This is a genomic window from Archangium violaceum (assembly GCF_016859125.1).
Classification (GTDB): domain Bacteria; phylum Myxococcota; class Myxococcia; order Myxococcales; family Myxococcaceae; genus Archangium; species Archangium violaceum_A.
In genome coordinates, this window is record NZ_CP069338.1 from 9966902 (window position 1) to 9978932 (window position 12031).

Sequence of the window (12031 nt, forward strand, 5' to 3'; positions counted from 1 at the left end):
GACGTTTGGCGAACGGCGTGGTGCTACGGGCTGGCGTCCTTCTTGTCCACCTCGGTCGAGCCTCTGAAGCGCAGCCCCACGCGCACGTCGAACACCTCGGGGTCGCGCAGCGTGCGCTGGGTGGTGAGGAGGAATTGGAAGTTCGAGCTGATGGGCAGCTCCAATCCGGCCATCAACACCAGGGGTTTGTCATATTGCTCCCACCCCTGGTAACCACGCGCCTCGAGGCGCACGGATGCGCGCGGCAGGTGAAGCAGCGTCGTGGCGCTCCAATTGAAGGCGTCGTTCTGCCCGAAGCCCGCCTGCTGCCAGGCCAGGAATCCGGCGCTCAGCCAGGCCTCCAACCCGACCTCGGGTGACAGGCTCCAGCGCTCGCCGAAGACCAGGTCGAAGAGGTAGCCGGGCGCGTTCATGAACCGGCGGTCCTCCACGTCCTTGCCCGTGGTCGTCCTGGTCAACGCACGCAGGGCCACCCCGGGTATCCATCCCCTGCCACCGTACAGGAGGAACTTGGCGCCGATGCGAATGTCTCCCTTTGTCAGACCATTCCAACGCCTGGGCCGCCATGCGTCCTGGGTCTGCCATGAGACGACCCAGGCTTCGAGGGGTGTGCCCTCCACGATGAGGGCGACGCGGCCCGCGAACGGATAGGACAGACGGAAGGGCGAAATGGCCGAGAAGTCGCGCGCGCCTCCCGGATAGTCCGTCTGCTGGAAGGCCAGGCCCACCTGGGCGATCCAATGATTGCCCACCCACGGCTCCTCACCGGGCTGGGGTGGCATGGCATTGGGACCCATGAGGCCCGGATTGAGATAGTTCTCCTCCGCCGGGCGTGACGGTGAATGAGAGGGAAGGGCTCACGCGGCGCTCGTACTCGAGCCGCGCATAGCCCGCCACCAGGAACATCGGCTCGATGACGAGCGCGTTGGCGGGAGGAGCAGGCTTCACTTCGGAGGGGATGGAGGCCGGGGCCGACGCACCCTCCTCCGGTTCCCGCGCCAGCGCAGGGCTCGCGGCGAACAGGCTCACGCCGCAGCAGGCCGCCAGGAGTTTCCAACTTCTTGAATCACGTGAGGCAAGAGGCCAGGAGCCAAGCGTCTCAGGAGACATTCCGCGCGCACCCTACTTGAAAGAGATCTCTCGTTGGAAATCCGCCCGGGCGTGCGCATCCCATTGACAGGGTCCCATCCCCTCCGGTACTTGGCCCCGACAACTGAATTCGAGCCATGGGTGCCCGCCAGCACGGGCATAACAGGGAAGCCGGTGTGAATCCGGCGCGGTCCCGCCACTGTAAGTGGAGAGCAGCCTCCGAAGTCACCACTCGACGCCCTCGCGTCGGGGAAGGTGGAGGCGGCGCTGAACGTCGTCAGGCGTTCTGAATCCACGAGCCAGGAGACCTACCCAGGCTTTTCGACCCCACCTCTCCGCGGATTGAGAGCGAGGTTACCATGCCGGGTATCTCCGGGCGTGGGTGTGGTGCCGCACCGTGGCATCGCGTCCAGGCCCTCCTCCAGCCAGCGTTCCACGCCACTCGGGCCCCCTCCCGCTTCTGGCTGCTCGCGGCCCTCCTGCTACTTCCCCACCCCGCGCACGCCATGCACCTGGCGGAAGGACTCCTTCCGTTCGGATGGGCCTTGGGCTGGACCATCTCCGTCCTTCCCCTGCTCGCGCTCGGTGTCACACGATTGCGACAGCGCGTGGCGCAGAACCCGCTCTACTCACCCTTCGTGGCGATGCTCGCCGCCGCCGTCTTCGTCGTCTCGTGTATGCCGGTGCCGGTCCCCATCATCGGCACCTGCTCGCATCCGTGCGGCACGGGGCTCGCCGCCGTGCTCATCGGCCCGGTGATGACGGTGCTGGTGACGTTCGTGGCGCTGCTGCTCCAGGCGCTCTTCCTCGCCCACGGCGGGCTCACCACCCTGGGCGCCGACATCTGGTCCATGGGCGTGGTGGGCGGCTTCGTCGGCTACGGCGTCTTCCACGGACTGCGCGCGGTGCGAGCCCCCCTCGCGGTGGCCGCCTTCGCCGCCGGCATGCTGTCCGACTGGGCCACCTACGCCATGACGTCCTTCGAGCTGGCCTCCGCGCTGCACGGCTCGCAGCCCCTGGGCAGCGCCCTGGGAACGCTGCTGCTCTCGTTCCTCCCCACGCAACTTCCGCTGGGCATTCTCGAGGGGGCTCTCACCGCGGGAGCCGTCGTCTTCATCTCCCGCCGCCGGCCCGCCCTCCTGCACTTCCACGCACTTCCCGCTCCCGCCACGCCATGACGCCACTGCTCGCTACCGCCACGGGCTGGCCGGGCGTCGACGAGCACGTGGTGCTCCCGTTCGCCGAGGCCGCTGGCCGCACCCCACAGCCGCCCCTGATCCCGATTGAAGGGGATGTCCTCCTCTTCGCCTTCCTCTGTGCCGGGCTCGTGGGGGGATTCTTCCTCGGCTACCTCTACCGCGCCCTGTTCGTCGAGACGAGGGAACAGACGTGAGCCGTACCTCCCAGCTGCGAGAGCGGGCAGCGAGGCTCGATGCACGCCTCAAGCTGGGGGGCGCACTGTTCGCGTTGCTGGTGACTCTCGCCGGGCCCGCACCGCACACCGCCCTGGGCGTGACGGGTCTGGCTCTGCTCGCCTCCCTCGCGGCGGGCGAGCGTGTCAGGGCGTTGGTACGCCGCCTCGGGCTCGCCGTCTTCAGTGGACTGGCCGTCTGGGTCCTGCACCTCCTGCTGCAACCGGAGGCCGCCGGAGCCTGGGTGCCCGGGCTGATTCTGGGAACGCGGGTCGCCGCGGGTGCCACCGTGTTCGGCCTCCTCATCGCGCTCACCCCTCCCTGGGAGCTCGTGGGGGCACTGCGCTCGTGGCGGGTGCCGGCCCCGCTCGCCGATGTGCTCGCGCTCGCGGTGCGCTACGCCACCGTTCTGGAACGATCGGCCCAGAGCGCGCGCGAGGCCCAGATCCTCCGTCTCGGCTACCGGGACGTTCGCCGCGGCCTGCACTCGCTCGGAGCGCTCGGGGGTCTCACCCTGGTGCGCGCCTTCGACCAGGCCCATGCCACCGCCGAGGCCATGGCCGCTCGCGGCTGCCGGGGCGCCCTCGTTCCACCGCGGAGGGACGATCCATGAAGGCGGCGCTCGTGCTCGAGGCGCTCGCGGTGGGAAACCCTGGCGGCGCGGCCATCCTCTCCGACCTCTCGTTGGAGGTGCGGCCGGGTGAGGTGGTCGCGCTGCTCGGCGCCAACGGGTGCGGCAAGACGACGCTCCTGCGCGGCATCGCGGGCCTGGTGCCACCGCATGCCGGCAAGGTGTGGCTGCGCGGCCGGGAAGCACCGCGCGGAGCGGTGGCCCGGACCGAGGCGGGACTGGCGCTCGCCTTCCAGAATCCAGATGACCAGCTGTTCGGCGCGACGGTCGGGGAAGACGTGGCCATGGGTCCGCTGCATCAGGGCCATGCCCCGAATGTGGTGCGGGCACGGGTGGACGAGGCGCTCGCGGCCACCGGTCTGACGCACCTCGCGGCCCGCTCCATCGAGGCGCTCAGCTTCGGAGAGAAGAAGCGGGCCTGTCTCGCGGGCGTGCTGGCGATGCATCCAGCGGTGCTGCTGCTCGACGAGCCCACGGCCGGGTTGGATCCGGTGGGCGAGCGCGAGACGTCGGGCCTGCTGCGGCGCCTCGCCCGCGAGCGCGAAGTGGCCCTGCTCGTCTCCACCCATGCCACCGACGAGGTGCCCTTCTTCGCCGACCGGGTGGCCATCCTCGGAGAGGGGCGGCTGCTCGCCTTCGGAGCCCCCGCCGACGTCTTCCGGGACGCGGCGTTGCTCGCGCGGGCCCGTCTGCGCGCACCAGCCGTCGCCGAGCTCTGGGCCCACCTGGCGCCCCTGCTTCCCGGGCTCGGCGCGTCCCCGCCCCTCACCGTGGCCGAGGCCGCCAGCCGCCTCCTTCCCCTCCTCGCCCCCTCACACCAGGAAGTGCATCCGTGAGCACCCCTCAGACCCGGCGCGGCATCCTCTTCATCGGACACGGCAGCCGCGATGAGCAGGCGATCGCCGAAGTGCACCGCTTCGTGGACGCCTACCGTGAGGCCCACCCGGAGCTGCCCGTGAGACTGGGCTTCGTGGAGCTCACCCAACCGGCGCTCCCCGAGGCACTGGACGCCATCGCCTCCGAGGTGGAGGAAGTGCTCGTCGTCCCGCTCTTCCTCTTCACCGCCAAGCACGTGAAGAACGACATCCCGCTGGCGCTCGCCACGGCGCGCAAGAATCACCCGGGCGTGCGCTTCCTCGCGGTGAAGGCCTTCGGCGTCCATCCGGACCTCGCGCAGCTGGCCTTCGAGCGCACCCAGGCCCGTACCGGGCAACTCTCCCCCCAGGAGGCGGCACGCACGGTGGTGGTGATGCTGGGGCGCGGCTCGTCGGATCCGGACGCGAACGGCGACTTCTACAAGCTGACCCGCCTCTACGCGGAGCGGAAGGGCTTCGCCCAGGTGCAGCCCGCCTTCGCCGGCATCGCGAAGCCCTCGCTCGAGGAGGCGCTGGAGTGGGTGGCCCGGGCCCGGCCGGAGCGCATCCTGGTGATGCCCTACCTCCTCTTCACGGGGATCCTCCTCCAGAAGATGCACGCCCAGGTGGCCCTCTTCGCCGAGCGCTACCCCTGGCTCCGTGCCGAGGTCGCACCGCACCTGGCCGACGGCAGCCTGTTGCCGCTCGTGGAACACGTGGACCGGCGCATCGAGGAGGCACTCGCGGGCGGAGTTCCCCTGCCGTGCGACGGCTGCCAGTACCGAGTGCCGCTCGCGGGCCTGCAGGAGAACGTGGGCGGCCTCAAGGCGCTGCTCTGGAGCATCCGCCACCGCGAGACGCACACCCAGGCGGCGCCCCACCCGCACGCCCACCGCGCGATGGAGAAGCACGTGCTGGTCTGCGGCAACGCCGACTGCGCGGATCGCGGCAGCGTGGCGTTGATCGAGGCGCTGCGCCGCAAGCTCAAGGAGGTCGGCAAGGGGCGCACGGTGCGCATCACCCGGACCGCCTGCATGGGCCGCTGCGGCGAGGGGCCCACCGTGGCCGTCTATCCGGATGGCATCTGGTACCGCGGGGTCACGGAAGCGGACGCCCGGGAAATCGTGGACGAACACCTGGTGGGCGATCGTCTCGTGTCCCGCCTGGTCGACAACATCATGCAGTGAGGAGAACACACATGGCCTGTCATGAGCTGGCGGCGCTGCGGTTGGCGCTGATGAACATCCTGGGAGTGGACGATCCCGCCGAGCGGCAGCACGAGCTGGCCGAGCTGGGGAGCGCGGCGGAGACGCCGGGTCCGGTGCGCTCGCTGATGCAGGCGCGCGACCTGGCGAGCCTGCAGCGCTTCTTCGAGGCCTCGCTGGTGGAGCTGCAGGAGCGCGTCTCCTCGACGAAGCCGGATGATCCGAAGATGTCCTACTACCGTTCGCTCCTCGTGCTGACCAAGTCGGTGGAGCTGGAGCTGCGGCGTCAGACCGAGTCGATGCAGCGGCTGTGGCGCGACCTCGAGGAAGTGCACGACTTCACCCACGAGATCTACCCGAGGGACTAGCGCCATGGCCGTCTCCCGCACCGCGCGAATCCTCTCTTCCGTGCCCGTGGGCGAGCGCGGGCGGCTCCTCGAACTGCAACTGCAGGGCGAGGACGAGCTCGGCTTCACCGGGGGCCAGTACCTCATCTTCAACACCGGCGTGCCTCGTGCCGACGGCAAGGCACACAAGCGCGCCTACTCGGTGGTGTCGAGCGACGCGGATCAGCGCACCTTCCGCATCTGTGTCTACCGGCTGGCCCAGGGGCCCGGCTCGGCGATGCTGCACGACGCCCCGGTGGGCGCGGACCTGCCGTTCAGCGGGCCGTGGGGCAGCTTCCTTCCGGACGACTCCACGCCTCGGAACACGCTCGTGGTGGCCACAGACAGTGGCATCACCGCCGCGCTGGGGCTGCTGCACGGCCGGGCCTTCGCTCCACAGCGGGCACGGACCCGGCTGCTGTGGTTCTCCGAGTCGCCCACGGTGTTCCTGCCCTCCGAGCAGGTTCGCGCGGAGGTGGAGGCGCTGGGCTGCCACTTCCAGCACCACGACTGCCCGCCACCGGGCCATCCGGAGCGCTCCCAGAGTGCCCTGCCGCTGGCCCTGGAGGCCGCGCGCGCCCATGCGCCCGAGCGTGTCTACCTCGCCGGAGATGGGGCGGTGTTGCACCCGCTGAAGCAGGCGCTGGTGGAGTCCGGGCTGGAGGCAGGTGCCATCCGGCTGGAGTCCTTCTTCAACAATCCCGCCCGGAAGGCAGCGGCATGAGCGACGCGCCTCCTGCCCGTGACAAGCGCGGCTCGCGCACCGGTTTCACCACCGGGGCCTGTGCCGCCGCGGCCGCCAAGGCAGCCACGCGCGTGCTGGTGCGCGGCGAGCGTCTCACCCAGGTGGAGACGACGCTGCCCAACCGGCAGCAGGTGACGTTCGCCCTGCACCGCTGCGAGTGGGACGGGGAGAAGGTGCGCTGCGGCATCATCAAGGACGCGGGAGACGATCCGGACTGCACCCACGGCGCCGAGCTGATCGCCGAGGTGCGGCTGACGGACGACGGGCAGGTGGTGCTCGAACGGGGCGAGGGCGTGGGCCTCGTCACCAAGGACGGGTTGGGCCTGGAGGTGGGCAGCCCGGCCATCAACCCGGTGCCTCGCCGCAACATCACCGAGATGGTGCAGGAGGAGCTGCCCGAGGGCCGAGGCGCCATCGTCACCATCCACGTCCCCCGGGGCGAGGAGATGGCCAAGGAGACGCTCAACGCGCGCCTGGGCATCATCGGCGGCATCTCCATCCTCGGAACGAGCGGAATCGTGCGGCCCTACTCCACCGCCGCCTACAAGGCGAGCGTGGTGCAGGCCATCGACGTGGCCCGGGCACGAGGCAACACCGAACTCGTCTTCACCACCGGCGGCAAGTCGGAGAAGTACGCCATGGGCCTGCTACCCCACCTGCCGGAGGAGTGCTTCATCCAGGTGGGTGACTTCATCGGCGTGGCCATCCGCCATGCGGCCAGGCGCCAGGCGACCCGCGTCGACGTGGTGGGCATGATGGGCAAGCTGTCCAAGATGGCCGATGGGCGCATGCAGACACATGCGGCCGGCTCCGAGGTGAACATGGAGCTGCTGGCCAACCTGGCCGCCGAGGCCGGTGCCTCGGAGAAGCTGGTGGCTGACATCCGGGCCGCCAACACCGCCCGCCACGTGCTCGAGCTGTGCGCGGCCAGCGGCCTCACCCACATCACCGGACTGGTGTGCCAGCGCGTCGTCGAGCAGCTCACCCGTCACGCGGGTGGCCCGCTCGAGCTCCACGCCACCCTCGTCGACTTCAACGGCACCCTGCTCGGGCAGTACCCGGAGAGGAGACATGCAGCGTGAATGACATGCGGCAGATGACGACGCTCGGGCGTCGCATCGAAGACGAGAGCTTTTCCATCATCGACAACGAGGCCGGTCCGCATTCCTACTCGCCCGGTGAGTGGCAGGTGGTGCGGCGCGTCATCCATGCCACCGCGGACTTCGAGTTCAAGGAGCTGGTCCGCTTCTCCCCCAACGCCATCACCGAGGGCATCCGCGCCCTGCGTGGCGGCAGCCCGGTGCTGGCCGACGTGAAGATGATCCTCGCGGGCCTCAACGAGGATCGGCTCGCCGCCTACGGCTGCCGGACGTACTGCTTCATCTCCGACGAGGACGTCATCGCCACGGCCCGCGAGGCGGGCTCCACCCGCGCCATCGAGTCCATGCGCAAGGCGCACAAGCTGGGGCTGCTGAACGGCGCCATCGTGGCGGTGGGCAACGCGCCCACGGCACTCCTCGAGGTAGCGCGGCTGGTGCGCGAGGAAGGGGCCCGCCCGGCTTTGGTGATCGGCGTGCCGGTGGGCTTCGTATCGGCGGCGGAGTCGAAGGAGGCGGTGCTCGAGCTGCCGGTGCCGTACATCGCGGTGCGGGGACGCAAGGGAGGCAGCACCATCGCCGTGTCCATCATCCACGCGCTGCTGATGCTCAGCGCCGACGGGGAGAAGGCATGAAGCCGGTGGTGGTGGTGGGCATCGGAGATGACGGCTGTCTGGGCCTGTCGGCACGCGCGGCCAACGCGGTGGCGCAGGCCCAGGTGCTGGTCGGCGGCAAGCGCCACCTGGAGTTCTTCCCCCAGTTCTCCGGGGAGCGCCTCTCGTTCAGCGCGGGCATCGGCCCGACGTTGGAGCGGATTGCCGAGCTCGCCCATGAGAACCAGGTGTGCGTCCTCGCCTCGGGAGATCCGCTCTTCTTCGGCATCGGCGCACAGGTCGCTCGCAAGGTGGGCGCCGAGCACGTGGAGTTCATCCCCCACCCCTCGTCCGTGCAGCTCGCCTTCGGCCGCATCGGCGTGTCCTGGGACGATGCCGAGGTCATCTCCCTGCACGGCCGTCCGCGCGAGGGGCTGTGCACGCGGCTGCGCCTCCTGGCCAAGGTGGCCCTCCTCACCGACGGAGAGAACACGCCTCCCGTGCTGGCGCGACACCTCCTGGAGCATGGAGAGCGCGGCTTCACGGCCTGGGTCTGCGAGAGCCTCGGCAATCCGGAGGAGCGCGTCCGGCCCTTCTCGCTGGAGGCGCTCGCGGAGTGCACGGACATCGGGCCCCTCAACGTGCTCGTGCTCGTGCGGACGGATCCGAGCTGGCGCCCTCCCCCGCGCCTGTCCTTCCTCCACGAGGACACCTTCGCCAGGCGCATGCCCAAGAAGGGCCTCATCACCAAGCGCGAGGTGCGCCTGCTGTCCCTGGCGCAACTGGAGATCCGTCACGACAGCGTGGTGTGGGACATCGGCGCGGGCTCCGGCTCGGTGGGAATCGAGGCCGCGCTGCTCGCCCCGAGGGGCCGCGTCTACGCCATCGAGGTGGACCCGGAGGGCGTGGCCCTGTGCAAGGAGAACGCGCTCTCCCACGGCGTGGACAACCTGCGTGTCATCGCGGGGCGCGCTCCGGAGGCACTCGAGGGACTCGAGGCCCCGGACGCCATCTTCGTCGGCGGCAGCAAGGGCAGCATGCGCGACATCATCGACGTGGCCTTCTCTCGCCTGCGCGAGGGAGGCCGGCTGGTGGTCAACGCCATCACCCTGGACAACGTGGCCGAGGCCTACTCGGCCCTCAAGGCTCACGGTGTGACGCCGGAAGTGACGCTGCTCAACGTGTCACGCGGTGAGCCGCTCGCGCACTACCTCCGGTACGAGGCGCAGAACCCCATCCACATCTTCGCGGCCACCCGGCCGGCGGCGGCAAAGGGAGAAGAATCATGAGTGGCCTGTTGATTGGCGTGGGCGTGGGCCCGGGAGCGCCCGATCTGATGACGCTCCGGGCGGTGAACACGCTCCGGAAGGCGGACGTCATCGCCATTCCCCGGCGCTCGGTCTATGACGAGTCGCTCGCCTGGCGCATCGCCAAGGAGAACGTGGGCGAGGTGCCTGGGCAGGAGCGCCTCTTCCTCACCTTCCCGATGACGAAGGATCCGGAGCGGCTGCGGCCCGCCTGGGAGGAAGCGTACGCGCAGCTGGCCCCGCGGCTGGCGGCGGGCAAGACGGTGGCCTTCATCACGGAAGGAGACCCGCTCGTCTACAGCACCTTCATCTACCTCCTGGCGGAGGTTCCCCACCGGTTCCCCGGGACGCGCACCGAGGTGGTGCCCGCGGTCTCGTCGATCACGGCCGTGCCCGCGGCGGTGCAGGTGCCCGTGGCCGATGGTCAGGAGCGCATCGCCGTCCTGCCCGCCACCTACGGCGTGGAGGACCTCACCCGCGTGCTGCGTGACTTCGACACCGTGCTGCTGATGAAGGTGAGCTCGGTCATGGCGCAGGTGGTGGAGGCGCTCGAGCGCGAGGGTCTGCTCGATCGCGCCGTCTACGTGTCTCGCGCGTCCACCGGACAGGAGAAGGTGGTTCGCGACCTGCGCAGCATCCGCAACGACAAGTGCGACTACTTCTCCATGGTGATGGTGGCGAAGAAGGATCGCAGCGGCGTGCTCGCCGGCCGCTTCGCCCAGACCCAGACGGCGGAGGTGGCCCGGTGAGTCACCCCCCGGCACGCAAGCCCTACGCCGTCTACGCCATCACCCTGCACGGGTTGGGCATCGCCGAGCGGCTCCTCGCGGGACTGCCCGGCGCGGAGCTCTACGTCTCCGAGAAGCTCATGGCCAAGGCTCCCGCGGGCGCCCTGCCCATGCCGCTGCCCATGGGGCCCACCCTGTCGCGCACCTTCACCGCCTACGACTGCCACGTCTTCATCATCAGCGTGGGCGCGGTGGTGCGGATGATCGCGCCGCTGCTCGCGGACAAGAAGGTGGACCCGGCCGTGGTGTGCGTCGACGACGCCGCCCGCTTCTCCATCTGCGTGCTGTCGGGACACGTGGGCCGGGGCAATGCCTTCACCGAGCGGGTGGCTGGCGTGCTCGGCTCCACTCCCGTCGTCACCACCGCCTCGGATGTGCGGGGCACCCTCACGGTGGACATCCTCGGGCGGGAGCTCGGCTGGCGGTTGGATGACCTGGAGCGCAACGTCACGCGCGGCTGCGCCGCGGTGGTGAACGAGACCCCGGTGCTCTTCGTCCAGGAGGCCGGCGAGCCCACGTGGTGGCCAGAGGACAAGCCGCTGCCTCCGGGCGTGCGGTATGCGCGGAGCCTCGACGGCGTGGACCCGAAGGCATGGGAGATCCTCCTCATCGCCACCGATCGGGACATCCGCGAGACCCACCGTGCCCACTGGGAGAACGCGGTCATCTACCGGCCTCGCAGCCTCGTGCTGGGAATTGGTTGCGATCGTGGCACCCCGGAGGAGTTGGTGGAGCGGGGCGTGACCCAACTGCTCGCCCAGGCGCTCCTGTCCCCCGCCTCGGTGAAGGCCGTGGCCACCGTGGACCTGAAGGCGGACGAGCCGGCACTGCTGGCGCTGTGCCAGAAACATGGCTGGGCGCTCCAGACGTACACGGCCGCCGAGCTGGACGCGGTACCCGTCCCGACTCCATCGGAGACGGTGAAGAAGCACGTGGGCACCCGTGGCGTCGCCGAGCCGTCGGCACTGCTCGCCTCCGGGGCCACCGAGTTGCTCGTGCGCAAGCAGATCTACACCGAGCCCGGCGCCGGACGCTCCATGACGTTCGCCGTCGCACGCATCCCCCACTCTCCCCGAAAGGAGTCCGTCCATGTCTAGCGGAGGAGTCCTGTCCCTCGTCGGAATCGGCCCCGGCGATGGGGCCCACGCCACCCCCGCCGCCCTGGAGGCCATCCGCGAGGCCCAGGTCGTGGTGGGCTACCGCACCTACGTCAAGCTCGTGCGCCACCTGATCGAAGGCAAGGAGGTGGTGCAGACGGGCATGACGGAGGAGATTGGCCGGGCCCGCTCGGCGGTGGAGCGCGCCAGGGCCGGTGCCAACGTGGCGCTCATCTCCTCGGGAGACGCGGGGGTCTACGGCATGGCGGGGCTCGTCTTCGAGGTGCTGCGGGACATCGGTTGGAAGCGTGGTGATGCCCCCACCCTCCGGCTGATCCCCGGCATCACCGCGGCCAACTCCTGCGCGTCGCGCGTGGGGGCCCCACTGGTCCACGACAGCTGCACCATCTCCCTGTCGGACCTGCTCACCCCCTGGCCCGTCATCGCCAAACGCATCGACGCGGCCGCATCCGCCGACTTCGTCATCTCCCTCTACAACCCCGCCAGTGGGCGGCGCACCCGGCAGATCGTGGAGGCCCACTCCATCATCCGCCGCTACCGCGAGGGCACCACCCCGGTGGCGCTGGTGAAGGGCGCCTACCGCGAGGCGGAGAAGGTGGTGATGACCGATCTCGATCACTTCCTGGACTACGAGATCGGCATGCTCACCACCGTCATCGTGGGCAACTCCCACACGTTCCTCTTCGAGGGCTACATGGTGACGCCCCGAGGCTACACGCGGAAGTACACGCTGGAGGGAGACGTGCTGCCGGGACAGATGCCGGGCCGCTCGCTCGTTCTCCAGAACCAGAAGGAGGAGGTCTAGT

The 12031-nt window shown here is 69.9% G+C and carries 14 protein-coding genes and 1 riboswitch; of the genes, 13 read left to right on the plus strand and 1 reads right to left on the minus strand.

Annotation, left to right across the window (positions count from 1 at the left end; translation table 11 throughout):
* Nucleotides 1-23 precede the first annotated feature (23 nt).
* Nucleotides 24-782 (minus strand): hypothetical protein, encoded by a 759-nt coding sequence (locus JQX13_RS42130; protein ID WP_203405052.1) that lies wholly within the window; start codon nucleotides 780-782, stop codon nucleotides 24-26.
* 429 nt (nucleotides 783-1211) lie between these two features.
* Nucleotides 1212-1419, plus strand: a riboswitch (cobalamin riboswitch).
* A 29-nt stretch (nucleotides 1420-1448) separates the two neighbouring features.
* On the opposite strand from JQX13_RS42130, the gene JQX13_RS42135 reads away from it, so the two are divergent.
* The 13 genes from JQX13_RS42135 to cobJ are packed head-to-tail and all read left to right on the plus strand — an operon-like array spanning nucleotide 1449 to nucleotide 12030.
* Nucleotides 1449-2267 carry an energy-coupling factor ABC transporter permease gene (locus JQX13_RS42135; RefSeq protein ID WP_239014181.1) on the plus strand — a complete coding sequence of 273 codons (819 nt, stop codon included), beginning with the start codon at nucleotides 1449-1451 and terminating at the stop codon, nucleotides 2265-2267.
* The gene (locus JQX13_RS42140) at nucleotides 2264-2482 is read left to right on the plus strand and encodes a hypothetical protein (protein ID WP_203405053.1); all 219 of its coding nucleotides are present in this window, start codon (nucleotides 2264-2266) and stop codon (nucleotides 2480-2482) included. Before JQX13_RS42135 ends, JQX13_RS42140 begins: the two co-directional genes overlap by 4 nt.
* A complete protein-coding gene (locus JQX13_RS42145; RefSeq protein ID WP_203405054.1) occupies nucleotides 2479-3114 on the plus strand; it encodes an energy-coupling factor transporter transmembrane component T family protein in 636 nt (211 codons plus the stop codon). Before JQX13_RS42140 ends, JQX13_RS42145 begins: the two co-directional genes overlap by 4 nt.
* Nucleotides 3111-3968 carry an energy-coupling factor ABC transporter ATP-binding protein gene (locus JQX13_RS42150; protein WP_203405055.1) on the plus strand — a complete coding sequence of 286 codons (858 nt, stop codon included), beginning with the start codon at nucleotides 3111-3113 and terminating at the stop codon, nucleotides 3966-3968. The genes JQX13_RS42145 and JQX13_RS42150 overlap by 4 nt, the downstream gene beginning before the upstream one ends.
* Nucleotides 3965-5173, plus strand: coding sequence for a CbiX/SirB N-terminal domain-containing protein (locus JQX13_RS42155; RefSeq protein ID WP_203405056.1), 1209 nt, complete (start codon nucleotides 3965-3967; stop codon nucleotides 5171-5173). Before JQX13_RS42150 ends, JQX13_RS42155 begins: the two co-directional genes overlap by 4 nt.
* Nucleotides 5174-5184: 11 nt before the next feature.
* Nucleotides 5185-5559 carry a DUF3209 family protein gene (locus JQX13_RS42160; RefSeq protein ID WP_203405057.1) on the plus strand — a complete coding sequence of 125 codons (375 nt, stop codon included), beginning with the start codon at nucleotides 5185-5187 and terminating at the stop codon, nucleotides 5557-5559.
* Between the two features lie 4 nt (nucleotides 5560-5563).
* Nucleotides 5564-6301 (plus strand): FAD-dependent oxidoreductase, encoded by a 738-nt coding sequence (locus JQX13_RS42165; RefSeq protein WP_203405058.1) that lies wholly within the window; start codon nucleotides 5564-5566, stop codon nucleotides 6299-6301.
* Entirely contained in the window at nucleotides 6298-7404 is a 1107-nt protein-coding gene (locus tag JQX13_RS42170) for a cobalt-precorrin-5B (C(1))-methyltransferase (RefSeq protein ID WP_203405059.1), read from the plus strand. The genes JQX13_RS42165 and JQX13_RS42170 overlap by 4 nt, the downstream gene beginning before the upstream one ends.
* A 5-nt stretch (nucleotides 7405-7409) precedes the next feature.
* A complete protein-coding gene (locus JQX13_RS42175; protein ID WP_203412461.1) occupies nucleotides 7410-8054 on the plus strand; it encodes a precorrin-8X methylmutase in 645 nt (214 codons plus the stop codon).
* The gene (gene cbiE, locus JQX13_RS42180; protein ID WP_203405060.1) at nucleotides 8051-9301 is read left to right on the plus strand and encodes a precorrin-6y C5,15-methyltransferase (decarboxylating) subunit CbiE; all 1251 of its coding nucleotides are present in this window, start codon (nucleotides 8051-8053) and stop codon (nucleotides 9299-9301) included. Before JQX13_RS42175 ends, cbiE begins: the two co-directional genes overlap by 4 nt.
* A complete protein-coding gene (gene cobI, locus JQX13_RS42185) occupies nucleotides 9298-10068 on the plus strand; it encodes a precorrin-2 C(20)-methyltransferase (RefSeq protein WP_203405061.1) in 771 nt (256 codons plus the stop codon). The genes cbiE and cobI overlap by 4 nt, the downstream gene beginning before the upstream one ends.
* A complete protein-coding gene (locus JQX13_RS42190) occupies nucleotides 10065-11204 on the plus strand; it encodes a cobalt-precorrin 5A hydrolase (RefSeq protein WP_203405062.1) in 1140 nt (379 codons plus the stop codon). The genes cobI and JQX13_RS42190 overlap by 4 nt, the downstream gene beginning before the upstream one ends.
* Nucleotides 11197-12030, plus strand: coding sequence for a precorrin-3B C(17)-methyltransferase (gene cobJ / locus JQX13_RS42195; RefSeq protein ID WP_203405063.1), 834 nt, complete (start codon nucleotides 11197-11199; stop codon nucleotides 12028-12030). The genes JQX13_RS42190 and cobJ overlap by 8 nt, the downstream gene beginning before the upstream one ends.
* Nucleotide 12031 lies beyond the last annotated feature (1 nt).